The following is a 23,864-nucleotide window of genomic DNA, read 5'->3' as shown; positions in this document are numbered from 1 at the left end:
TGCAGTCCCATAATAAAACAAAAGCCAAGGATACGAGCAACGCTGCTGCATAACAGCAAGGGAAGCTGCCTATCCGCGTCTCATTTGAGGAGGAACTGTCCATGTACAAATCCATTATCGTCGGTACCGGACCTGCGGGTCTGACCGCCGCCATCTATCTGGCCCGAGCTAATCTGAATCCGCTCGTCATCGAAGGTCCCCAGCCAGGGGGCCAGCTGACCACGACGACGGAAATCGAGAATTTCCCCGGCTTCCCTGAAGGCATCATGGGACCCGAGCTGATGGACAATATGCGTGCGCAGGCTGAACGCTTCGGCGCGAAATTCATCACCGGATGGGTGAACAGCGTGGAGCTGGGCGAGCGTCCGTTCAAGTTGAATGTGGAGGACATGGGTACGCTTGAGACCGATACGCTGATCATTTCCACCGGAGCCACAGCGAAATATCTGGGTATTCCCGGGGAACAGGACAATGTCGGACGAGGGGTCAGCACCTGTGCGACCTGCGACGGCTTCTTCTTCCGGAACAAGGAGATCATCGTGGTGGGCGGCGGAGACTCGGCGCTTGAGGAAGCCGGCTTCCTGACCCGCTTCGCTTCAAAGGTGACGCTGGTTCACCGCCGCAATGAGCTCCGTGCATCCAAGATCATGCAGGACCGTGTCCGCGACAACGCCAAGGTGGAATGGGCGCTGAACCGCACACCGCTCGAAGTGCTGGCTGGCGACAACGGCGTGACCGGTCTGAAGGTGCTGAACAATGAGACGGGCGAGGAAGAAGTAATCCCGGCCAGCGGCGTATTCGTGGCGATCGGCCATCATCCGAACACCGGATTCCTTGGCGGCCAGATCACGACCGATGCGAACGGCTATATCGTAACAGTACCGGGAACCTCCGAGACGAACATTCCGGGCGTATTCGCCTGCGGCGACGTTCAGGACACCCGGTACAGACAGGCGATTACGGCGGCAGGCAGCGGCTGCAAAGCGGCAATGGATGCCGAGAAGTACATTGAAAGCCTGGAACACAGCGCGGTTATGCAGTAACATTTAAACCCTGAGGCTTCAGGTGCTATAATACAAAATAAAATAATGTCCAGGAGGGAATTAACCATGGAAAATGTAGTGGTGTATACTTCGACGAACTGTCCGCATTGCAAGCAGGTAAAGAGCTTTCTGACCGAGAAGGGAGTCGCCTTCGAGGAACGCAATATTGAACAGAATGACGACTACGCCCAACAGGTATGGGATATGGGCATGCGTGCCGTGCCGGTAACCGTAATCGGTGAGCACAAGATCGTCGGCATGAACAAAACGAAGTTCGACAAAGTGCTGGCTGCTGCCGAGTAAGAGCCGCATACCAGGATCAAAATGATATATGAACGAAAAAAGCTGGCCGTGTCATCGATGACACGGCCAGCTTTTTTGCTGCAGCCCTGAGTCAAGTTGGGGAGGCTGCGGAGTGTGAGGGACCGTTTCTTATACGGGATACGTAACCGGCGGGCCGGAGAGCATCGTCTTGCGCCACAGCACATAGGCTCTCCAGGCGCTGCCGTTATCGAGCAGGTCTTTGCAGGTGTAGACGCCCTCCTCGATCGAATCGACGCGTTCGGCCAAGTGCAGCCGGACCGCCCCGTTAAGCAGTACCTGGTTATAGAAAGCCAGATGCCCGCCGCCCTGAAGCACTTCCTCGGCCATTTCGAGCTGAAGCGCAGCCGTCCATTCCACTTCGGGAACGGCGGTATCGAGTCCGTAGGCATCCGGATCGATGACATCGAGATCCGGTTCGCCGTTCCCGACTCTGTATACCCGGGTCGGGCGGTCGATATGGACGTCCTCCGAGCCCTCCGGACCCTGAACGACCAGCGCCCTGCGGTATTCCAGCCTGGCGAGCAGCCGGGAGAGGCGGTCAAAGACCGTATTATGGTAAATCCCGAATACCAGGTAAGGGGAGCAGGCATAATCGGCCAGCTTCTCGACCGTATTGAAGATCGTGCGCATGCCAAGTTCTTCCCGGATGCTCCGGAGTCCGCCAAGCGGAGGACACCAAACCTCGGAGTCTGCGTAGAGAACGCTGCTCCGCGCTGCGGTGTGGATGGCGTGCTCGCGGGCGAACGAGGAGGAAGGGATGCCGGATTCTTCGATCAGGTCCCGGAGGGTGATTCCCCATTTGGGAGGAAGAGATGCCGAGCCGTGGAGCGTTACCGGCAGACCCGCCGAAGCGAGAAGAAAGGCGGTAGGAAATGTCGCGGCGAAGGAGCGCACACGGCCGTCGTAAGGTCCTGCGCAGTCGAGCCCGCGCTGGATCTGCTCCCGCTGTGCGTATTTTCGGCAGACGGCTACGAAGGCTTCAAGCTCCTCCAGGCTCTCAAGCTTGATGCGTTCGGCGGCGAGAAATGCCCCGATCTGCGCTGGAGTAGCGGATTGTCCCAGAATGGCTTCAGCGGCAGCCAGGGCTTCGCCATAGCCGAGATCGCGGGCTCCGCGCTTGCCGCGGGCCACTTCTTTCAGCACGTTAATCATGGCGATTCCCCCTTATGGTTGATCCTGAAGCATCTGATAGACCTTGACGATTTGGGTGGCGACGTCCACCATGCGCTTGCGCTCGTTCATCGCCTGCTTGCGCAGCAGATCGTATGCTTCGGATTCGGAAATGTTTTTGGCTTTGGACAGAATACCTTTGGCCATTTCAACCCATTTGCGCTCCTCCAGGCGGGAGAGCAGCTGCTCCTTCTCCTTCATCCACTGCTTGCGCTCGAAGCACTGTCTGGCACCAAAATGCAGACTCCAGTGGATGTCCTTGGGATGCATATGCGGCGAAAGAATGCCGTCCGCCATGATGTTGTCGTCGCACGCTTCGGCTGACAGATTGGCCGTCAGGTCCGAGCACCACCACAATACAGGGGCGGTTTTGCGGGAACGGATCAGTTTCGACCAGGGTCCCAGTTCCGTGACGGGCAAATACAGGATGGAGGCGTCGGCGTCACACAGCAGCGAAACGGCTTCTTCCCGCGATGCCGCCACGTGGGCGATATATCCGCATGATCGGAGAATGAATTCCGGTCTGGATCCGGCTTCGGTCTTGTCAGGAGACAACTCTCCGTCAAGACCGCCATATACAACCAATAAGGAATGCATAGTCGGACGCCCCTCTTTTCAAACTTTCATATAATGCATAACTTCATTTAATTCGGAACATGAAATCATGATGGACTCGGGTAAAACGCCGAACCTGCCTTCCTTCTAGCTCGCCGGCGTTCGAAATGGTGTCCTTATGTGAATTTATATTACACAGTACAGGGCGGGATGTCGATATTTTTGAAAAATAAAATTTTATATGTTAAATTTATTGACGTTTCGAAAATCGTCATGTATATTACATTTAACAATTTCTTTGACGGGTACAATGGCGTACCCCGAATAAAGCGGCAATGGCGCCTGCTTGCATGTCACGATCCCTGGAGATTTCTCTTCGCGGTCCGGCATGCGGCGGGCTTTTTGAGTTTCTCGGCTGCGCGTTCACGCTAAAAAGGTCGGTATTCGACGCTGCCGCAGTACGAACAACGCCGTTTGAACTCCACAGAATAAGTGCTGCAGGCGTATTGGTCTTATTTCGGATTATCGAGGTTCTCATGGAGAGGAGAGGGAAAGAAATGGAATCATCTCGTAAACAGCTGGTGCTTGTCGGCAATGGTATGGCAGGGGTACGGGCGATTGAGCATTTGCTGAAGCTGGCTCCCGATAAATATGACATTACGATCTTCGGTGCGGAGCCGCATCCGAACTACAACCGGATCATGCTGTCCTCCGTTCTGGCCGGCGGAGCCGACCTGTCCGAAATCGTGCTGAATGACGACGAGTGGTATGAATCCCATCATATTACGCTGCATAAAGGCCATACGGTTACCGAAATCGATACCCGAAACAAGGTTGTCATTTCGGACGGAGGCATTCTGGCCGATTACGACGAGCTGATTCTGGCGACCGGCTCCAACCCGTTCATGCTGCCTATACCCGGAGCGGATAAAGAAGGAGTTATCGCCTTCCGTGACATTAAAGATTGCGAGACGATGATGGAGACGTCCAGGACCTACCGGAATGCTGTGGTGATCGGCGGCGGGCTGCTCGGACTTGAAGCGGCAAGAGGCCTTCTCCATCTGGGGATGAACGTTTCGGTCGTTCACATCCATGACTACATTATGGAGCGCCAACTGGACCGTGAAGCCGCACTGATGCTGCAGCGGGAGCTTGAAGCCCAGGGCATGCAATTTCTATTGAAAAAGCAGTCGGAAGCCATTCTCGGCCATAAGCGGGTTAAAAGCCTGCTCTTCGCGGACGGAACGTCGGCCGATGCCGACCTGATCGTCATGGCGGTCGGCATCCGGCCGAACACGGCGCTTGCAGAGAAGAGCGGCCTTAGCGTCGGCAGAGGCGTTCTCGTTAACGATTATCTGGAGACGAATGTTCCGAACGTCTACGCAATCGGCGAATGTGCGGAGCACCGGGGAATTGCCTACGGCCTGGTCGCCCCGCTGTACGAGCAGGGGGCTGTGCTCGCCAAGCGCCTGGCGGGCGCCGAGACGAACGGCTATGAAGGGTCGGTCACCTCGACCAAGCTGAAGGTATCCGGCGTCGACGTCTTCTCGGCCGGCCGCTATGAGGAGCCGGCGGGATCGCGGGCGCTTCGCTACCAGGACGAGATCGACGGCGTGTACAAGAAGCTTGTCATCGAAGACGACAAGCTGATCGGAGCGGTGCTCTTCGGCGACACCGCGGACGGCCCGCAGCTCTTCTCGCTGATCAAGAGCGGAGAGAGCATCAAGGGACAGGAGAAGTCCCTTCTGCTGGGACTGCAAGGCGGCGCGGGCATGGCGAAGGCTTCTCCGGCCAGCCGCCTTCAGGCGATGGCGGATGATGAAATCATCTGCGGCTGCAACGGCGTCTCCAAGGGAGCCATCGCCCAGGCCATCACGGAAGGAGGCTGCAACAGTGTCCTCCAGATCAAGGCCTGCACGAAGGCCTCGGCTTCCTGCGGCGGCTGCAAGCCGCTGGTGGAAGGGCTGCTGGAGCTGTATGCGGGAGATTCGGCTGTCCAGGTAAAGGAGGGCATCTGCGGCTGCACGAGCCTCGGCCGCGACGAGATCGTGGCGGAGATCAAGCGGATGGAGCTGAAGACGGTCAAGGAAGTGATGAACGTGCTGGGCTGGAATACGGAGGAAGGCTGCTCGAAGTGCCGGCCATCCCTCAATTACTACCTTGGCATGCTCTGGCCGGAAGAGTACAGGGACGAGAAGGAATCCCGCATTACGAATGAGCGGTATCACGCCAATATTCAGAAGGATGGCACGTATTCCGTCGTTCCCCGGATCTATGGAGGCGTAACCTCGCCTGCGGAGCTGAAGAAGATTGCAGAGGTGGCGGAGAAGTTCGATGTGCCGATGGTGAAATTCACAGGAGGGCAGCGGCTTGACCTGCTGGGCGTCCAGAAGAAGGATTTGCCGAAAATCTGGGAAGAGCTCGATATGCCATCCGGCCATGCTTACGGCAAGACGCTGCGCACGGTCAAGACCTGCGTTGGCTCCACGTTCTGCCGGTTCGGCACCCAGGATTCCATTGCCATGGGCATCCGGCTGGAGAGGGAATTCGAACGCCTGAATACCCCGGCCAAGGTGAAGCTGGCCGTCTCGGGATGTCCACGCAACTGTGCGGAGGCGACGATCAAGGATTTCGGCGTCGTGGCGATCGACGGCGGCTGGGAACTGCATGTCGGCGGCAACGGCGGCGTGCACGTCCGGGCGACCGATCTCCTGTGTGTCGTGAGGACGGAGGATGAGGTCGTCGAGTGGGCACGCGCATTCCTGCAGTACTACCGGGAGAACGCGAGCTGGAATGAGCGGACGTCGAACTGGGTCGAGCGGGTCGGGCTGGACAGCATCAAGGAGGCCCTTGCCGATCCGGATGAACGGACGGCGCTCGGGGAGCGAATCGGGACGGCGCTCAGCGTCATGACCGACCCGTGGAAGCAGATTGTGAACGACAAGGATCTGCGCAAAAATTTCGAGCCGATCGCAGAGGAGCAGGATCGCATTTCGGGAGGGGTTACGGCATGATTAAACCTAAAAGACAGGTGGCCTATATAGAGGATATCGACCGTAAAGGCTCCCGGGTGCTGAAGCTGGACGGACTGGAAATCGCTCTGTTCCGGCTGTCGGGCGGCGAGGTTCTGGCCGTGGAGAACAAATGCCCCCACAAGGGCGGCGCCTTATCGGAAGGCATGGTGTGCGGAGACAAGGTTCACTGTCCGCTGCATGACTGGCGGATCAGCCTGCATACAGGCCAGGTTCAGGAGCCGGATCACGGCTGCGTGCCGACCTACGAGGTGGAAGTCGATCCGGTCAGCGGAGCGGTCTATCTTATGATCTGATCTTGCTAAGCGGAATCGGCCCGCAGCCGGTGCGCCGATGAACGGCCGCACCGGCGGCGGGCCTTGGGCATCAGTCAAGATCGAGGAAGCCCTATCCTATAGAGGAGGACTGTACAATGGATAATGTGAAACCAGGTGAATGGCCGGAGTTCATCATTGAGGCCGGCAGGGTCAAGGCGGAGCTGACAATCATGGAGAGGGGCATGGATATGACAAGTCCGATGATCCGGTTGGAGGGAAGCCTATGAAGCCAGGCCGCATTTCCATTGTCGGAGCGGGCCCGGGCGATCCCGAATTGATCACGGTCAAGGCGATGCGGCGCATTCAGGATGCCGACATCGTACTCTACGACCGCCTGGTTTCCGATGAGCTGCTGGAGTACGCCAAGCCTGAGGCACGCCTCATCTACTGCGGCAAGTCGCCGGGCAGCCACAGCATGACGCAGCGGGAGATCGAGCAGACGCTGATCCATCATGCCTGTCTGGGAAGGAATGTGGTCCGGCTGAAGGGCGGAGATCCGCTCGTGTTCGGACGGGGCGGAGAAGAGGTGCTGGCAGCTGCGGAAGCGGGTGTTCCGTGGGAGGTGGTTCCGGGCATTACCTCGGCGGTCGGAGCGGCTGCGGCCGCCGGAATTCCGCTGACCCACCGGGGTATTGCGGCATCCTTCGCCGTCGTTACGGGAAGCCGGAGCAGCGATGCCGAAGAACCCGTGGACTGGAAGCGGCTGGCCGATGGGGTGGACACCATCGCCATCTACATGGGCGTGGGCCAGCTGCCGCGCATTCAGGCCGAGCTGCTTCGGCACGGGAAGCAGCCGTCCACACCGGCGGCCCTGATCGAGAACGGAACGACCGCTCGCCAGCGGACGGTTACGGGCACGCTGGAGAACATCGGGCAGCTCGCCGCCAGCCTGAAGATCGGCAACCCGGCGATGATCATCATCGGCGAAGTGGTGGCCGTTAGGGAACGGCTGGCCAGTCTGGAGGCAGCCGCCAAGTCCATGATCGGCTAGCGCCAGCACAGGCAAAGAGGCGTGAATAGCAGGCTCTGCTCTTCACGCCGGTACGAACAATAGCGTTAATTATTATGGGAATACGGCATACACGGCGGCGCCTCCGGCAATTAGCAGGAGGCGCCGCTTTTGGTCGAGTGTGGAAGAGTCTCAGCGGGGAGTCGTATTTGTCAAAGCTGATCAGCTCCTTAAGAACGGTCACGCCTCTCTACAGACTCACCCGAACCGAACCGAGAAAATGCATGGCCGCCGCGAAGGCCGCGCCTGTCATCGTCGCGCGGCTGCCCAGCGTGGAGAACGAGATTTCAAGCTTGCGCTTGTGGTAGGGCAGCGTGCGGCCCGCCACGGTACGGCGCAGCGGCTCGGCGAGCCAATCCGACGCTTCCGAGAGAGGTCCGCCAATGACGATGACCTCCGGATTGAAGCTGTTGACGAGATTGGTTACCCCGATGCCGAGGTATTCGCCAAGCTTGGCGAAGTGATCGATCGCTTCCTGCTGGCCGAGCACGGCATGCGCCACAAGCTCCGGAGTAGTCCGCGCCGGGAGAGGGAGACCGGGGTTATCGTAGGTCTTCTCCGAGGCGTACAGCTCCCAGCAGCCGCGGCTTCCGCAGCTGCAGGGCAGTCCGGCGAACTCGATCGTCATATGGCCCGTCTCTCCGGCATAGCCTCTGGCTCCCTTGTAGAGCTGCCCGTCGATAATGATGCCTGAGCCGATACCGGAGCCTGCGCTGACGTAGAGCAGGTGGCGGGTATCCCGGGCGGCGCCGAAATTGAGCTCGCCCTGCGCCCCGGCATTGGCTTCGTTGTCGATCACAACGGGAACGGAGAACTCGGACTGAAGCTCGCTGTACAGATCGACCCCTTCCCAGCCCAGGTTGGGAGCGAACAGGACGACACCGTTCTCGTCCACCATTCCGGGGACGCCGACGCCGATACCGACCAGGCCGTAGGGGGTAGGGGGAGCCTGCTCCGAGAGCTCCGCGATCATCTTCTTCATCTGGGCCAGAACGGCAGCGGGCTTGTGCTGCTCAAGCGGGGAATCGCTTTCATAAAGCACCCGGCCGCCCAGGTCGCAGAGCATGGCCGTCAGCTGCTTCACCCGCAGTTCCATGCCGATGACAACGCCGGCCATGGAGCCGAAATGCAGCATCACCGGCTTGCGGCCGCCGCTCGATTCTCCGGGACCGACCTCCAGCACAAGCTGCTCCTGGCACAGCTCGGCCACGAGATTCGAGACGGTCGCCTTATTCAGGCCGGTCATTTCCGACACTCTGGCGCGAGAGAGCGGCGCTTCTTTGCGAATGGTATGGAGGATGAGGGATTTATTGATTTTCTTGACCAACGCCTGATCGCCGGTGACTCTCACAGTCTGCACTTCCTTTTTCATAAATAAAAATGTATAAGCTGCATCACGAATCGTGATCTTATAAATATCCGGTAAACGCCCGGTATCCGCAGTAACTGGCAGGCGTTTATCTTGTGACTTCGTATGGATATGCCTTCTAGTCTAGTGCCAACGTATCGGAATTGCAATCCAAAAAATGATTTAAACAAACTTTGTTTAAGCAATATACAAAGTCGAAAGGATGTGCTAAACTGCTCTTGTAAACGTTTGCTGTCGGCTCGATGGTTAGAGCACTATCATTCATTTTTCCAAATATGAGGAGGAAGCTGTAATGGCTTATTTTGAGAACGTAAGCAAGATTTCTTATGAAGGAAGCCGCTCCAAGAATCCGTTCGCGTACAAATTCTACAATGCCGAAGAGGTTGTCGCCGGCAAGACGATGGAGGAGCATCTCCGCTTCGCCATGGCCTACTGGCACACGCTGTGCGCAGGCGGCTCCGACCCGTTCGGCGCAGAAACTGCGGTGCGCGGCTGGAACGGCTACAGCGCAATGGACAAGGCGAAGGCCCGTGTTGAGGCCGCTTTTGAATTCCTGGACAAGACGGGCATCCCGTTCTACTGCTTCCATGATATTGACATCGCTCCTGAAGGCGATTCGCTGCGCGAATTCTACGCCAACATCGATACGATCGTTGATCTGCTGGAACAGGGCATGAAGTCCTCCGGCAAAAAGCTGCTGTGGAACACGGCGAACATGTTCACCAACCCGCGCTTCCTGCACGGCGCAGGCTCGACCTGCAACGCCGATGTATACGCCCATGCCGCCGCACAGATCAAGAAGGGTCTGGAAGTCGGCAAGCGCCTCGGCGCCGAGAACTATGTGTTCTGGGGCGGCCGCGAAGGCTACGAAACGCTGCTGAATACCGATATGGGACTGGAGCAGGATAACATCGCCCGCCTGTTCCACCTGGCGAACGATTATGCGAAGGAAATCGGCTTCGGCGGCCAGTTCCTGATCGAGCCGAAGCCGAAGGAGCCGACCAAGCACCAATACGACTTCGACGCCGCCACTACGCTTGCGTTCCTGCAGAAATACGGTCTGGAGAAGACCTTCAAGCTGAACCTGGAAGCCAACCACGCAACGCTGGCCGGACATACGTTCCAGCATGAGCTGCGCGTTGCCCGCATCAACGGCGTGCTGGGCTCCCTCGACGCCAACCAGGGCGACATGCTGCTCGGATGGGATACCGATGAATTCCCGGTAAATGTGTACGATTCCACCCTGACGCTGTACGAAGTGCTGAAGAATGACGGCCTCGGCAAGGGCGGCATCAACTTCGACTCCAAGGTGCGCCGCGCTTCCTTCGAGCCGGAGGATCTGTTCCTTGCGCACATCGCGGGCATGGACACTTATGCCAAGGGTCTGAAGGTTGCTGCCAAGCTCATCGAAGACCACGTATTCGAAGACGTTATCGAGAAGCGCTACAGCAGCTTCAAGGAAGGCATCGGCGCCGACGTCGTTGCAGGCAAAGCTACGCTGGCTTCCCTCGCCGAATATGCGCTGTCCAACGAAAATCCGCGTCCGAACGAATCGGGACGCCATGAACTGCTGCATTCGATCCTGAACCAATACATTCTGGCCGAATAGGCGAAGAGCTGCGGGCTGACGATATGGCGGGCAACCGCGCTTCGTCAGCCCGTTTTGCTGCTTCCAGAAGCAGAATACAGGAGGGTATTTATGAACTATGTGATTGGTATCGATCTGGGTACCAGCGCCGTGAAGTCGGCTCTGGTAGACCGTGAAGGCCAGGTGGCAGGCGAGCATTCGGAGAGCTATCCGCTGATGAGACCGAAGCCGGGTTACAGCGAGCAGAATCCGGAAGACTGGGTCGAAGGCACAATCCGCTCGCTGGAACGGCTGATAGTGAAGACGGGCATCCAGCCTTCCCAGGTTGACGGCATCAGCTTCTCGGGACAGATGCACGGTCTCGTGCTCGTGGACGGGGACGGCAAGCCGCTTCGCCCGGCCATTCTGTGGAATGACACCCGGACGACGGCGCAGTGCCGGAAGATCGAGAGCGCCCTTGGGGAGCGGTTGCTTGATATCGCCCGCAACAAGGCGCTGGAAGGCTTCACGCTGCCGAAGCTGCTGTGGGTGCAGGAGAATGAGCCGGAGCTTCTGGAGCAGGCGAAGCTGTTCCTGCTGCCGAAGGATTATGTGCGCTTCCGGCTGACGGGCGAATATGCGACCGAATATTCGGACGCGGCGGGTACGCTGCTGCTGGATGCGGCGGCCAAGGACTGGAGCGCCGAGATCGCGCAGGCGTTCAACCTGCCGCTGTCGCTCTGCCCGCCGCTTACGGAATCGTTCGGCCAGACCGGCGGGCTTCTGCCGGAAATCGCAGAGCGGGCGGGCCTCGCCCCGGGAACTAAGGTGTTCGCCGGCGGCGCGGACAATGCCTGCGGCGCACTGGGCGCTGGCATTCTGGGCGAAGGCAGAACGATGTGCAGCATCGGCACGTCCGGCGTCGTGCTGTCCTATGAGAGCGACAAGACGCTGAATCTGAAGGGAAGCGCCCATTTCTTCAATCACGCAGAGAAGGACGGCTACTATATTATGGGCGTAACGCTCGCGGCCGGCTACAGCCTGACCTGGTTCAAGGAGACATTTGCCGGAGACAAGAGCTTCGACGATCTTCTGGCGGGAATCGGCGATATTCCGGCCGGCAGCGGCGGCCTGCTCTTCACGCCGTATATTGTGGGCGAACGGACGCCGCATGCGGATTCCGATATACGGGGCAGCTTCATCGGCATGGACTCGGGACATAGCCTCACCCATTTTGCAAGAGCCGTGCTGGAGGGAATTACGTTCTCGCTCCGCGAATCCGTAGACATCGTCCGTGGAGCCGGCAAGGAGATCAAGGAAATTGTGTCCATCGGCGGGGGAGCGAGAAATCCCGACTGGCTGCAGATGCAGGCGGATATTTTCAATGCTACAATAATTAGACTGGAAAGCGAGCAGGGACCGGCGCTTGGAGCGGCCATGCTGGCTGCCTACGGCGCAGGGTGGTTCGGTTCTCTGGAGGAATGTGCGGCTGCCTTTATCCGTCCGGCGGGAGCGTACCAGCCGAATCCGGAGCAGGTGGGGCGCTATGAAGGGATTTACAGTCTGTACCAGGACGTATACGGCCAGACCCGTGAACTGAACCGGCGTCTCGCTGAATACCGCAACTAATAGCGTCCGGCAGAGCCTGCCGGACCAGCGACGAAGGAGTAAATTATGATGAAAGTGCTGATTGTGGATGATGAGCCTAAGCTGAGAGAAGGGCTGCGAACCTTGATACCCTGGGAGGAGCTTGGGTATACGGTTGTGGCCACAGCAGGCAACGGGGCCGAGGCGCTTAAAAAATATCATGTCTTTGCTCCGGAGTTGATCATCACCGATATCCGTATGCCGGTTATGGACGGCTTGCGGCTGCTCGGCGAGCTGAGGCAAGCAGGAGAGCGCTGTCATGTACTCATCTTAAGCGGACATGCGGATTTCGAATATGCCAAGCAGGCGATCTCCCACCGGGCGGACGGCTATCTGCTGAAGCCCGTGGATGAGGATGAGCTGATGACCTACCTGAACAATCTGCGGGAAGTGATCCTGCGGGAGTCCCAGCTCGGCCAGATGAACGCAGCCGAGCAGGCTGCAAGCCGCGAGACGCTTCTGCACCAGCTTCTTCATCCCGGGGGAGAGAAGGCCGCCTCGGAAGAGGCGGCGAGAATGCTGGGGCTGGCAGGAAAGGTGACCGAGGTTGTGCTGATTGAGCTGAAGCGGAGCGGCAAGGATGGAGATGAGCGGGAGGAGCAGGTCAAGCGCGCGCTGGAGCGCCGCTGGTCCGAGCCGGACCGCGGGCTGTTCTTCAGCTATCCGCCGTACCTGGGTCTGCTGCTTGCCGAGCCGCTTCGGGATGAAGAGGCTCGCGGCGATCTTTGGCGCGAGCTTGATGGCCTGATTGCCAAGGAAGGCCTGGAGTTCTCGGCAGCGGCGGGAGGCGCAGCGGATGGTCCCGTTTCGGTTGCCGCATCCTTCTCGGCCGCGCGCGAGTCTCTGGGCGCCCGCTTCTTCGGTGTCAAGGATACACTGCTAAGCGGAAGACCGGAGGAATGGCCGCTGCCTGAAGCGAATTCCGGGGATTCGCAGGTACAGAGCGCGGAGAACGGTCTGCTGCTGGCGGTGGAGACGGGAAGCACGGAGAGCATGTCCGAGCTGGTGGGGCTGATTCTTGCGGGGGTTGTGTCCGAGCATCGGGAGGAGCGCTATGTCAAAGACCATCTGATGCGCATCATCAGCGGCGTTTCGGCGCGCCTTGAAACGGCCTATCCGGAGATCAAGCCTTCCATAGCCGAGAGCGCACATTCGCTCAGCCGGGTATACACCGCGGATTATTTGAGTGAGCTTCAAAGCCGCGCGGCGGATTATCTGCAGCGCATTTCGGATGGCCTCAGCGCCGGCCGGGGCGATGAGATCAAGCGGATCACCGATTTGATCCAGCGCCGCTACAACGAGAATCTCAAGCTTGGCACGCTGGCCGATATGTTCAATTACAACAGCGCTTACTTAGGCAAAATGTTCAAGAATCATACGGGTGAACACTTCAACACCTACCTGGACAAAGTGCGCATAGAGAAGGCGAAGCAGTTCCTGGCGCAGGGGATGAAGGTATACGAGGTGGCCGAAAGAGTAGGGTACATGAATCCCGACTATTTCAACGCCAAGTTCCGGAAATACGTAGGTGTATCCCCGACCGCTTACCGGAAGGAACGCTGACCCGCTATACCGCAAGGCTTCGGCGGATGACCGTGCCAGGGTTCCGAACCGCCCGGATGAGCGGATGACCGGCCCGGGTTCCGAACCGCCCGGAAGAGCGGATGACCGATCCGGGTCCCGGACCGCCCCAAAGAGTGGATGACCGGCCGGGTCCCGGTGAACCGCCCGGAAGAGCGGCCGACCGGCTGGGTCCCGGCGGACCGACTCGAAGAGCGTATCACGTGCCGCTCACGGTAAAAGCCGGCCTCCGCAGCTTCCACTCCGCCTCTCTATCGCATGAACAGGCTGTCTTTGGCATTCCTGCCGAAGGGAGTCTGTTTTTCTATATTTACGGTGCCCATAGATTTCCGGTGCGCGCTCTCTTTGCCGGTATCTCTTTCTCCGATATTTGTGTTATTATAGGGACCTTGAATTGCCAGGAAAGGGTGAGTACGATCAAATCTCTGATTCGCGCCATCAATGACATGAAGCTGAAGAACAAGCTGATCCTGTTCTATTGTCTGTTCGTCATGCTGCCCGTGCTGGTCGTCGGCATTAGCCTGACAAGCTATTACCGGAGCGAGGCGCTAGGCAGGGCGATCGATCAGGCTACTAACAATGTCGCCAAGATCAAGAGCCAGCTGTCTTCGCTGCTTCGCGTGCCGACGGATATTTCCAATCTGCTGGTCTTTGACCAGCAATTAAACGAGCTTGTCAATACGCGTTATGCCAATATTCTGGAGCTGACGAAGGCTTATAACAATTACAAGGTGTTCGATAAGTATATTTTGCAGTATCGCGAGATTTCGAATATCCGCTTCTTTATCGACAATCCCACGCTGGTGAATAATATGTCGATTTCGCCGGTGGACGCCGATATCAAATCGAGCATCTGGTTCAACTCCGTCATGAAGAATAAGGGGATCTATTGGCTGTATATCCCCGATAAGGATGTATACAGCAACAGCCCGGCGGGCTCGATCAACAAGCTGAGCCTGGTCCGTCACGTAGCCTATCCGGAATTCCGCCGGACAGGCATCCTGATGGTGCAGATGAAGCCGGAAGGGCTGGAGCAGATGCTGTACCAGGAGCCATTCGAGACGCTGGTTGTGGATGAACAGGGCTACATTGCCGCGGCCAAAAGTCAGGAGCAGATCGGCCAAACGCTGGACTCGCTCGATATCGGCGCAGATCTGGGCACATCGGGGGAGAAAGTCATCAAGACGACGGTAAAGGGCGTCGATTCCTATGTCATAGTGAACGAGCTGACTCCGCTGTACAGCATCAGCAAGCTTAAAATTGTATCCGTATTTGCGACCGAGGATATTGTCAAAGACGCCAACAGGGTCAGCACGCTCGGACTTATCATTATTCTTGGCGTACTCGTGGTAGCGCTTGCGATGGTCAACGCGATTTCCTTCCTGATGACCAACCGTCTGCTTCGCCTGAGCCGCCAGCTAAACCAGGTGGCGCTCGGCAATTTCAACGTGATTTCGAATATCGATGGCAATGATGAAATCGGCCAGCTGTCCCGCCAGTTCAATTATATGGTCGGCAGCATCAATCAGCTGATCGAGCGGGTTATTGAGAGCAATGAGCGGAACAGCAAGCTGGAGCTCGCCCAGAAGGAGATCAAATTCAAGATGATGGCGAGCCAGATCAATCCGCACTTCCTGTTCAATGCGCTGGAATCCATCCGCATGAACGCCCATATCAAAGGCGAGAAGGAAATCGCCAACACCGTAAGGCTTCTTGGCAAGCTGATGCGCAAGAATCTGGAGGTCGGGCGCGACATGGCGCCGATCAAGGATGAGGTGGAGATGATCCGTTCTTACCTGGAAATTCAGAAATTCCGCTACGAAGACCGGCTGGATTACGACTTGTCCGTTGATCCTGAATGCATGGATATTGTGATGCCTCCGCTCATCATACAGCCGCTGGTGGAGAACTCGGTGGTTCACGGCCTGGAGAACAAGGAAGGCGCGGTTCGGGTTGATGTTCATATCGTCCTAAAGGACGAGAATATCGAGGTTATGGTGCGGGATGACGGAGCGGGCATGTCGGAGGATAGACTTGCCGAGATCAGGGAGGTCATCTCGAAGGCTGAGGATGAGCCAAGAAGCCGGATCGGTCTGCGGAACGTTCATCAGCGGCTGGTACTGTACTATGGTGAGAACCGCGGGCTTCATATTGAGAGCCGGGAAGGTGAGGGGACGTGCATCACCTTTTCCATTACGGAAACAGGGGATCACACGAACTGAACGAATCTGCAATCCATAAGGGGAATGTCAAATTCTTATGGGGTTTTACGTTAAATCTGTCGGGTACTGAAAGCGCATCCGCTAAGCTATGATATAAACATCATAACGAAGGGGGGATGTAGAAAGTGGAAGCGCTAACCGAGTCGAATGTACCGGCCAATGAAAGCGTAAACTCCTCTACCCCGCGCAAGAAGAAGTCGAATGGATTGTGGAAGAGCTTTGCTGAACAGAAGTACTTGTATCTGATGTCAATTCCATTCGTTATATGGGTGTTTATCTTCAGTTACTTGCCATTATGGGGCTGGACGATGGCCTTTCAAAACTACAAGCCATCAAAATCTTTTGGGGAACAAAAATGGGTGGGGTTCGACAACTTCACAAGGCTGTTCCATGATGAGAGGTTCTATCTGGTACTTCGCAACACCTTGGTAATGAGCGGTCTGGGACTGGTCTTTGGTTTCATAGTTCCAATTGTATTCGCTGTCATGTTGAATGAATTACGGGGGAACACCTTCAAGAGAACGGTTCAGACGGTTTCCTATCTCCCCCACTTTGTATCCTGGGTCGTCGTAGCGGGTATTGTATCCAAAATGTTCTCGATCGATGGCGGGATTGTCAATCAGCTGCTGATGTGGACGCATATAATCGACACACCGATTCAGTTTATGGCTCAGGGCAAGTATTTCTGGGGAATTGTAACCGCATCCGATCTGTGGAAAGAAACCGGGTGGAACGCCATCATCTATCTGGCGGCAATTACCGGTATCGATAAAGAGCTCTACGAGGCATCTCGTGTTGACGGGGCCGGAAGATTCAAACAGATGTTCCATATCACGCTGCCGGGCATCCGTTCCACCGTCATGGTGCTGCTGATCATGTCCATCGGCCATCTGATCGGAATCGGTTTCGAGAAGCAGTTCCAGTTGAGCAACAACCTGGTTACCGACTATTCGGAAGTCCTTGACATATACGCGCTTAAATACGGTATACAAATCGGACACTTCTCCTATGGTACCGCCATCAGTATGTTCACCTCGGTTGTCAGTATCATTCTGCTCCTGAGCGCTAACGGCCTGATGAAGAAATTTACCAAAGAAAGCATTATGTAGGAAGGGGGACTCAAGAGATGAACACGAAAGCTTTTAATATGACAAAAGGGGAGCGGCTGTTCGATGTGCTGCTGTACGTCTTCCTTGCACTCGTGATGATTGTCACCCTGTACCCCTTTCTGAACGTGCTGGCCATTTCTTTGAATGAGTCGGTCGACACGGTAAGGGGCGGCATTTACATCTGGCCGCGGGCATGGACGCTTGAGAACTACGAACGCATCTTCAGCTATACCGGCCTTATTCAAGGCTTCAAAATCTCGGTGCTCCGCACCGTGTTCGGGACGATCGTCGGATTGATCAGCTCCTCCATGCTGGCGTTCACGCTCAGCCGGCAGGAGTTCAAAGCCAGAAAAGCAGTCTCGGTCTTCCTGGCTATGACGATGTATGTCTCCGGCGGCATGGTTCCGGTGTACATTCTGATGAGACAGCTGAACCTGATCGGCAGCTTCTGGGTCTACATTCTCCCCGGCGCCGTATCCGCCTTCAACGTATTCGTCATTCGTTCCTTCATGGACGGTCTGCCCTATGCCCTTCAGGAATCGGCCAAGCTTGACGGCGCTAACGATTTCAAGATCTACTACAAAATCATCATGCCGCTCTGCAAGCCGGTTCTGGCGACAATCGCGCTGTTCCTGGCAGTGGGCCAGTGGAATGAATGGTTCTCGACCTACCTGTACAACGGCAGCAAGGCGAATCTGACAACCCTGCAGTACGAGCTGATGAAGGTGCTGGCGACAACGAACCAGGGCGGGGCCATGACGAACGCCAACGATATGGCGAAGCAAATGGCGAATATCTCGCCGGAATCGATTAAAATGGCGATTACGATTGTCGTTACCGTACCGATTCTCCTGGTCTATCCGTTCCTGCAAAAGTACTTTGTAGGCGGTATGACGCTGGGAGCGGTCAAGGCTTAAAACAAGCGAACGGGAACTATGGCGGGGCATATCCGGCGAAGCCGGGCCCCGTTCCCGAATTTGCTTCCGAAGCAACATACACTGGTTCAAATTTGCGTATTGAAATTTTTTAGGACATTGTTTGCAAGCGTTATCTGAAAGCGTTATCCAAGTGCATCATTCAAAGCAAGGCATAGCCAGGCTTGTCCTGATGATATGCATAGATGGTTGTACTACACATTATCAAGGGGGATAGCATTATGAAGAGTAAGGGCATCCGTTCCGCATTTTTGCTGTTACTGGCAAGTTCCATGATGATCGCCGGCTGTGGCGGAGGCAATAACAATAAAAACGAAAGCAAGGCATCTGATAGCCCTGCCGCATCGGCGGGAGCATCCGCTGGGGCTTCGGCAGCACCGGCAATGGATACGACACCGATTACCTTTTCTTTCTTTGGCGCTGACGCCAGCCCGAACTGGAATAATATGCAGGACGAAGTGGGCAAGGAGATCACCAAGAAGACGGGTGTTACGATCAATGCTGAGTACGATGTAGGCAGCGGCGGCGGACAAAGCCGTATCCAGCTTATGGCGGCCAGCGGCGAAGTTCCGGATATTCTGTTCGGTAAATCCGAGATCAAATACCTCGTTGACGCGGGCGAACTGCTTGATCTGACCGACCTGATCGACAAATACGCTCCGCATATCAAGAAAATATTTGGCGACAACATGAACCGTTTGAAGTACAGCAACGACGACCAGGCGATTTACTCCATACCGACCAACATTGGAGTAGACGGCATATCGTTTGATGCCACAGGCGGCTTTGAAATTCAGCATCGCGTTCTGGAAGAACTGGGTTATCCAGAGGTCAAGACGGTAGAAGATTATGAGAAAGTGCTGAAGGAATACGTTGCGAAGCATCCGACGACGGATGGACAGCCGACCATTCCGCTGACACTGAACGCGGACGACTGGAAGATCATGATCACAGTTACCAACCCTGCCTTCATTACGACCGGCGCTCCTGACGACGGCGAGTACTACGTCGATCCGACGACGTACAACGCCCAGCTTCACTACAAACGCCCGGAAGAGAAAGAATACTTCCGCTGGCTGAACAAAATGTTCAACGAAGGCCTTCTCGACAAAGACACCTTCGTTCAGAAGGATGACCAATACAAGGCTAAAATCGCAAGCGGACGCGTTCTTGGACTTATATCCCAGGAATGGGAGTACCAAGAAGCTGAAAATGCGCTGAAATCTGCCGGCAAGAACGAATACACCTATGCACACTTCCCGGTAACATTGTCCTCCGAATACAAGGATCATGAACTGCAGAGTGCAGGTGTAGACGGCGCCGGAATCAGCATCAGCAAAAACTGCAAGGACCCGGTTCGCGCCATTCAGTTCCTCGACTGGCTTGCATCCGATGAAGGTCAGGTTCTGGTTAACTGGGGTATTGAAGGCAAGCAGTACACCGTTGACGCAGACGGCAAGCGTACGATTCCTGCCGACGTGCTGAACAAGAAAGTCAACGACAACTCCAGCTTCGCCAAGGAGACTGGTATCGGCCTGTACACCGCTTTCGCTCCGCACTATGGCGATGGCGTGAAGGATTCGACGGGCAACTACTATACAACCAATTTCCCTGAACAGATTGTGGCCAGCTATTCCGATGCCGAGAAGAAATCTCTGGCTGCTTACAAGGCAACAACCTGGAAGGATCTGTTCCCGAGCGAGAAAGACTTCCCGGCTAAAGAGTGGGGCGCTCTGTACAACATGGCAGTTCCGACTGACGGCGACTATCAAGTGATTTACCAAAAAACGCAGGATATTATCCGCAAACGCATTCCGGAAGCCATCCTGTCCAAGCAGGCTGACTTCGATAAAGTGTACGACAGCTTCATCGCCGAGCTGAACAAAGCGGGCGCCGAAGATATGGAAGCTCAATATACCGAAATGGTTAAGAAAAGAGTGGAACTGTTTACCGGCAAAACGCTGTAATCGGCTGACCGCACTTGATAGAATAATAGCATAAATGCAACAGACCCCGACATTACGTCAGGGTCTTTGCGCATTCTTGCGGATCTGTCCGCCGGCAAAGGAGAGCAGACGGAACAATGGACGAAGCGAAGAAGGACTCCATCTGGAAGTTGATTTATGAGCGCCCTGCAGAGGTCTGGGAAGAGGCGCTTCCGCTCGGCAATGGAAGCTTCGGGGCGATGGTATTTGGCGGAGCGGCGAAGGAACATCTGCAGCTCAATGAGGATACGCTGTGGTCGGGCTTTCCCCGGGATACGAACAATTATGAAGCGATCCGCTATTTGAAGCGGGCGCGCGAGCTTGTCTTCGCAGGCAAATACGCCGAAGCGCAAGAGCTTGTCAACGCACGCATGCTGGGAGTCAACTGCCAGGCTTATATGCCTCTCGGCAATTTGTATATCGAAATGGACAATGCTGCGGAAGGCGCCGCTTATCGGCGCGAGCTGGATCTGGACAGCGGCATTGCCCGCATAACTGCGGAAGCCGGCGGACTTCCGTGCACCCGGGAAATGTTCGTGAGCACTCCGGATGGCGTATTCGTTGTTCGTGTACAGGGACAAAAGGGGAGCTTGAGCGCCCGGGTCACCCTGGACAGCGCTCTGCGCCATGCCGTTCTCCCGGCCTCAGACGGAAGCCTAATAATGAAGGGACGCTGCCCGTCCAATATTGCCGACAACTACTTTGGCGATCATCCCGTTTCGGTGATGTACGAAGATGGACTCGGCATGACCTTCGAGCTGTACGTGAAGGCGCTGGCCGAAGGCGGAAGCATTTCAATTGAAGAAGGCGCCATCCGGATCGCCGAGGCCGATAGGTTCACGCTGCTGATTGCGGCGGATACGAATTACGGGCAGTTGAAGAACAAGGCCGCCCATCTCACGGCGGGTTCTGAAGCTTCCGGCGCATCGGCCGGGAACGACCGCAGCGCGATTGACCGGATTCTCGCGGCGGAAGCTCTTGCCTATGAGGAGCTTCGCAGCCGGCATGCCGCCGATCACCGGAAGCTGTTCCGGCGGGTTGATCTGGACCTCGGCGGCCTGGAGGCGGCCGGGTTGCCGACTGACCAGCGGCTCGCCGCTTACCGGGAAGGCGCCGAAGATCCGGCGCTTGAGGCGCTCCTCTTCCAGTACGGCCGCTACCTTCTGATGGGCAGCTCCCGTCCGGGCACCCAGGCTGCCAATCTTCAGGGCATCTGGAACGATAAGGTTCAGCCGCCGTGGAACAGCGACTATACGACCAATATCAATACGCAGATGAACTATTGGCATGCGGAGGTGTGCAATCTCGCCGAATGCCATGAGCCGCTGATCGATCTTATTGAAGAAACCAGCCGCACGGGCGCGAGGACCGCTGCCATCCATTACGGCGCGCGCGGCTGGACGGCTCACCACAATATTGACCTGTGGCGGATGTCCAGCCCGACAGGCGGAGACGCCAGCTGGGCCTTCTGGCCGCTGGGCGGCGTCTGGCTGTGCCGGCATCTGTGGGAGCATTATGCCTTCAATCCTTCGGAAGGCTTTCTGAGGGAGACGGCTTACCCGCTGATGAAGGGGGCGGCTCTGTTCTGCCTGGATTGGCTGGTGGAATCGCCGGACGGCTACCTGGTAACCAATCCCTCGACTTCACCGGAGAACCGTTTCCTGACCGAAGACGGCCAGCCCTGCTGCATCTCTGCAGGCTCGACAATGGATATGTCGCTGATCCGCGAGCTTCTGGCGAGCTGCACCGAAGCGGCGGATATTCTGGGAGTCGATGAGAAATTCCGTGAGCAGCTGCATGCGGCGTCCGCCCGGCTTGCTCCTTTCCGTGTCGGCCGTGACGGGCGCCTTCAGGAATGGTCCGAGGAATTTGCCGAGGCGGAGCCCGGGCACCGCCATGTCTCTCATCTGTATGGCTTGTATCCGGGCAATCTGATCAATGTCAGAGACACGCCCGAGCTTGTGGAAGCAAGCCGCAGATCGCTGGAGCACCGGATTGCCAGCGGCGGCGGCCATACCGGCTGGAGCTGCGCCTGGCTCATTAATCTGTACGCCCGGCTGGCTGACGGCGAAGGCGCGTACCGCTTCGTCCGGACGCTGCTGACCCGCTCGGTGTATCCGAACCTGTTCGACGCACATCCGCCTTTCCAGATCGACGGCAATTTCGGAGCTTCCGCGGGCATTGCCGAGATGCTGCTGCAGAGCCATTTGGGCGAAATCCATCTGCTGCCGGCACTCCCGGACACCTGGAAGAACGGCAGCGTCAAGGGCCTGAAAGCCCGGGGCGGATATACGGTGGATATCGAGTGGCGGAGCGGCGAGCTGGTATCCGCGCGGATCGCCGCTTCGCAGGATGGCATGCTCCGGCTGGGCTATGACGGCGAATTGGAGATTTTGGCATCCGGCGGCACACAGTCGTTAACTGAGGGACATTTAATAGAAGCGAAGGCGGGCGAAGTTATTCTCGTTGCGACTCAGCGGAAGGGATAAGCTCTCTTTGGCATAAGGCGTCGTTCATCTGTTCACCGCACAATGGCATGGACTTCTATTTGCTTATACACACTCATAGTCTAAAGGATGCCTTAAGCGTATATCCCGGGCACAGATAGGCCTATACAACCGGAAAGCCTTGAAAAGATATTCTTTTTCTGAAAATTTGGCGCTCAAGTCGTATTGGAAACGGACCAAGAGACATGTAATATATGGTACAAGGCTGGGAAGACCTATATTACATATGCGATTGCGATGCTGCAAAATTGAACCAGGAAGGCTGAAAACGGATGGGAAAGATGACGAAGGCCATATTGCTCGGTATGCTGACCGCCGCTGCCATTCCCCAGGCCGTATATTGGGGGATGGATTACGCCTATGCCGCAAATAATAGCGCGGCCTTGCGCTCCGTCAGCGATATGACCCAGCGGCTCACGGCAGCGATCGGCAGCCGCAAGGAGAACATCTCTTTTACTTATCAGGGCAAAACCGCCGGCTTAAAATCGCAAATCCAATCCGCTCTGGACAAGGCGATCACCGGGGATCCTTACGTGAATTACATTGTGGACAGCTACAGCTTCTCGTTCCGGGGAGGCGCCAATTCGGCTGCCGTAAGCGTTACGGTCACGTACCGGGAGACGCTTCAGCAGACCGCTTATGTGGACGATAGGGTCAAGGCGATTAACAAGCAGAGCATCAAGACTGGAATGACAGAAGACGAGAAAGTGAAGGCCATTCATGATTGGGTGGTTCTTCATCTGAAATACGACACGACTTATACCCGTTACACGGCTTATGAAGGGCTGAAGAACGGAAGCACCGTCTGCCAGGGCTATGCGCTCTTGACCTATAAGCTGCTGAAAAGCGCCGGCATTCCGAATAAAATAGTGGAAGGAACGGCCTGGCAGAACGGCTCTGGCGTATCGCATGCCTGGAATCTCGTTCAATTGGGCGGCCGCTGGTATCATCTGGACACCACCTGGGATGATCCTGTTCCCGACCGGAGCGGGAAGGTCAGCACGAACTACTACCTGCTTACCGACAGCGAGATGCGGCGCGACCATACCTGGACGAAGGCTTACCCCGCCGCAGCGGTGAAATACGCAGATGTACTGAGCGGCCTTGCCTCATCGGGAGGCAGCAAGCAGGCCGTCTACCGGAAGCTGCAGCAGGAACTGCATTATGACGTGTACGAGGACGGCGTGGCAGTGCGCACACCGGCGGAGCTGGCGACGCTGGCCCTGAAGGCCAGGAGCAGCGGGGAGAGCTCTATGCTCTTTCGGTATAGCGGCAGCGAGACCCGCCTTATCAGCGATCTGCAGACGCTGTACGAAGAGGGCTTCGACGATCTGAGGTACAAGACTTCATCTCAGGATGGAACCTGGAATTTGAAAGTCGAATTGTACTGGCAGTAAGCTGCCAGGGCGCAGGAGATATTGGTGATTCTAATTATTTGGTGAAAAACAAACGCCTTGCTTGGGCCGTGGGCCTGGGCAAGGCGTGTTTATGT

Annotated in this window: 18 protein-coding genes; 15 read left to right on the top strand and 3 right to left on the bottom strand. The window is 56.6% G+C overall.

The window, feature by feature from the left end; translation table 11 throughout:
* Positions 1-101 precede the first annotated feature (101 nt).
* Positions 102-1,043: a thioredoxin-disulfide reductase gene (trxB, locus tag PSTEL_RS22405; RefSeq protein WP_038698796.1), complete on the top strand. Its 942-nt coding sequence runs from the start codon at positions 102-104 to the stop codon at positions 1,041-1,043.
* Between the two features lie 66 nt (positions 1,044-1,109).
* Positions 1,110-1,346: a glutaredoxin family protein gene (locus PSTEL_RS22400; RefSeq protein WP_038698794.1), complete on the top strand. Its 237-nt coding sequence runs from the start codon at positions 1,110-1,112 to the stop codon at positions 1,344-1,346.
* Between the two features lie 129 nt (positions 1,347-1,475).
* Here PSTEL_RS22400 and PSTEL_RS22395 read toward each other — a convergent pair whose 3' ends face one another.
* A complete protein-coding gene (locus tag PSTEL_RS22395; RefSeq protein WP_038698792.1) occupies positions 1,476-2,525 on the bottom strand; it encodes an anthranilate phosphoribosyltransferase in 1,050 nt (349 codons plus the stop codon).
* Between the two features lie 6 nt (positions 2,526-2,531).
* A complete protein-coding gene (locus PSTEL_RS22390) occupies positions 2,532-3,134 on the bottom strand; it encodes an ANTAR domain-containing response regulator (protein WP_038698790.1) in 603 nt (200 codons plus the stop codon).
* Positions 3,135-3,649: 515 nt separating this feature from the next.
* On the opposite strand from PSTEL_RS22390, the gene nirB reads away from it, so the two are divergent.
* From nirB to cobA, 4 genes are all read left to right on the top strand, one after another.
* A complete protein-coding gene (gene nirB / locus PSTEL_RS22385; RefSeq protein WP_038698788.1) occupies positions 3,650-6,106 on the top strand; it encodes a nitrite reductase large subunit NirB in 2,457 nt (818 codons plus the stop codon).
* A complete protein-coding gene (gene nirD / locus PSTEL_RS22380) occupies positions 6,103-6,420 on the top strand; it encodes a nitrite reductase small subunit NirD (RefSeq protein WP_038698786.1) in 318 nt (105 codons plus the stop codon). Before nirB ends, nirD begins: the two co-directional genes overlap by 4 nt.
* 116 nt (positions 6,421-6,536) lie before the next feature.
* Entirely contained in the window at positions 6,537-6,668 is a 132-nt protein-coding gene (locus PSTEL_RS28775; protein ID WP_281176734.1) for a hypothetical protein, read from the top strand.
* On the top strand, positions 6,665-7,432 hold the full coding sequence (cobA, locus tag PSTEL_RS22375; protein WP_038698784.1) for a uroporphyrinogen-III C-methyltransferase: 768 nt from the start codon (positions 6,665-6,667) through the stop codon (positions 7,430-7,432). Before PSTEL_RS28775 ends, cobA begins: the two co-directional genes overlap by 4 nt.
* Positions 7,433-7,640: 208 nt before the next feature.
* On the opposite strand, the gene PSTEL_RS22370 is transcribed toward cobA, so the two are convergent.
* On the bottom strand, positions 7,641-8,801 hold the full coding sequence (locus PSTEL_RS22370; protein ID WP_179944942.1) for an ROK family transcriptional regulator: 1,161 nt from the start codon (positions 8,799-8,801) through the stop codon (positions 7,641-7,643).
* A gap of 310 nt (positions 8,802-9,111) precedes the next feature.
* Between PSTEL_RS22370 and xylA the strand changes: the two genes are divergently transcribed.
* From xylA to PSTEL_RS22325, 9 genes are all read left to right on the top strand, one after another.
* Positions 9,112-10,428: a xylose isomerase gene (gene xylA / locus PSTEL_RS22365; protein WP_038698780.1), complete on the top strand. Its 1,317-nt coding sequence runs from the start codon at positions 9,112-9,114 to the stop codon at positions 10,426-10,428.
* A gap of 90 nt (positions 10,429-10,518) precedes the next feature.
* Positions 10,519-12,015, top strand: coding sequence for a xylulokinase (gene xylB / locus PSTEL_RS22360; RefSeq protein WP_038698778.1), 1,497 nt, complete (start codon positions 10,519-10,521; stop codon positions 12,013-12,015).
* Positions 12,016-12,060: 45 nt separating this feature from the next.
* Positions 12,061-13,596, top strand: a complete 1,536-nt coding sequence (locus tag PSTEL_RS22355; protein WP_038698776.1) for a response regulator transcription factor — start codon at positions 12,061-12,063, stop codon at positions 13,594-13,596.
* A gap of 134 nt (positions 13,597-13,730) precedes the next feature.
* A complete protein-coding gene (locus tag PSTEL_RS22350; RefSeq protein WP_342666532.1) occupies positions 13,731-15,836 on the top strand; it encodes a sensor histidine kinase in 2,106 nt (701 codons plus the stop codon).
* A 125-nt stretch (positions 15,837-15,961) separates the two neighbouring features.
* Positions 15,962-16,945 (top strand): ABC transporter permease, encoded by a 984-nt coding sequence (locus PSTEL_RS22345; RefSeq protein ID WP_038698774.1) that lies wholly within the window; start codon positions 15,962-15,964, stop codon positions 16,943-16,945.
* A 17-nt stretch (positions 16,946-16,962) separates the two neighbouring features.
* Complete coding sequence (locus PSTEL_RS22340) at positions 16,963-17,862, top strand: carbohydrate ABC transporter permease (protein WP_038698772.1); 900 nt, start codon at positions 16,963-16,965, stop codon at positions 17,860-17,862.
* 239 nt (positions 17,863-18,101) lie between these two features.
* Complete coding sequence (locus PSTEL_RS22335; RefSeq protein ID WP_038698770.1) at positions 18,102-19,847, top strand: ABC transporter substrate-binding protein; 1,746 nt, start codon at positions 18,102-18,104, stop codon at positions 19,845-19,847.
* 116 nt (positions 19,848-19,963) lie between these two features.
* Positions 19,964-22,354: a glycoside hydrolase family 95 protein gene (locus PSTEL_RS22330; RefSeq protein WP_038698768.1), complete on the top strand. Its 2,391-nt coding sequence runs from the start codon at positions 19,964-19,966 to the stop codon at positions 22,352-22,354.
* A 290-nt stretch (positions 22,355-22,644) separates the two neighbouring features.
* Positions 22,645-23,769, top strand: coding sequence for a transglutaminase domain-containing protein (locus PSTEL_RS22325; protein ID WP_038698766.1), 1,125 nt, complete (start codon positions 22,645-22,647; stop codon positions 23,767-23,769).
* Positions 23,770-23,864: the final 95 nt, after the last annotated feature.

The sequence above is a fragment of the Paenibacillus stellifer genome, from assembly GCF_000758685.1.
Lineage (GTDB): Bacteria > Bacillota > Bacilli > Paenibacillales > Paenibacillaceae > Paenibacillus_AQ > Paenibacillus_AQ stellifer.
The sequence above is the reverse complement of the archived record's forward strand: the minus strand, read 5'-3'. Positions and strand labels throughout refer to the sequence as shown.

Excerpts from the sequence above, each read along its gene's own strand:
- trxB (WP_038698796.1), top strand. The coding sequence starts at position 102 with ATGTACAAATCCATTATCGTCGGTACCGGACCTGCGGGTCTGACCGCC.
- PSTEL_RS22400 (WP_038698794.1), top strand. The coding sequence starts at position 1,110 with ATGGAAAATGTAGTGGTGTATACTTCGACGAACTGTCCGCATTGCAAG.
- PSTEL_RS22390 (WP_038698790.1), bottom strand. The coding sequence starts at position 3,134 with ATGCATTCCTTATTGGTTGTATATGGCGGTCTTGACGGAGAGTTGTCT.
- nirB (WP_038698788.1), top strand. The coding sequence starts at position 3,650 with ATGGAATCATCTCGTAAACAGCTGGTGCTTGTCGGCAATGGTATGGCA.
- nirD (WP_038698786.1), top strand. The coding sequence starts at position 6,103 with ATGATTAAACCTAAAAGACAGGTGGCCTATATAGAGGATATCGACCGT.
- PSTEL_RS28775 (WP_281176734.1), top strand. The coding sequence starts at position 6,537 with ATGGATAATGTGAAACCAGGTGAATGGCCGGAGTTCATCATTGAGGCC.
- cobA (WP_038698784.1), top strand. The coding sequence starts at position 6,665 with ATGAAGCCAGGCCGCATTTCCATTGTCGGAGCGGGCCCGGGCGATCCC.
- xylA (WP_038698780.1), top strand. The coding sequence starts at position 9,112 with ATGGCTTATTTTGAGAACGTAAGCAAGATTTCTTATGAAGGAAGCCGC.
- xylB (WP_038698778.1), top strand. The coding sequence starts at position 10,519 with ATGAACTATGTGATTGGTATCGATCTGGGTACCAGCGCCGTGAAGTCG.
- PSTEL_RS22355 (WP_038698776.1), top strand. The coding sequence starts at position 12,061 with ATGATGAAAGTGCTGATTGTGGATGATGAGCCTAAGCTGAGAGAAGGG.
- PSTEL_RS22340 (WP_038698772.1), top strand. The coding sequence starts at position 16,963 with ATGAACACGAAAGCTTTTAATATGACAAAAGGGGAGCGGCTGTTCGAT.
- PSTEL_RS22335 (WP_038698770.1), top strand. The coding sequence starts at position 18,102 with ATGAAGAGTAAGGGCATCCGTTCCGCATTTTTGCTGTTACTGGCAAGT.
- PSTEL_RS22330 (WP_038698768.1), top strand. The coding sequence starts at position 19,964 with ATGGACGAAGCGAAGAAGGACTCCATCTGGAAGTTGATTTATGAGCGC.
- PSTEL_RS22325 (WP_038698766.1), top strand. The coding sequence starts at position 22,645 with ATGGGAAAGATGACGAAGGCCATATTGCTCGGTATGCTGACCGCCGCT.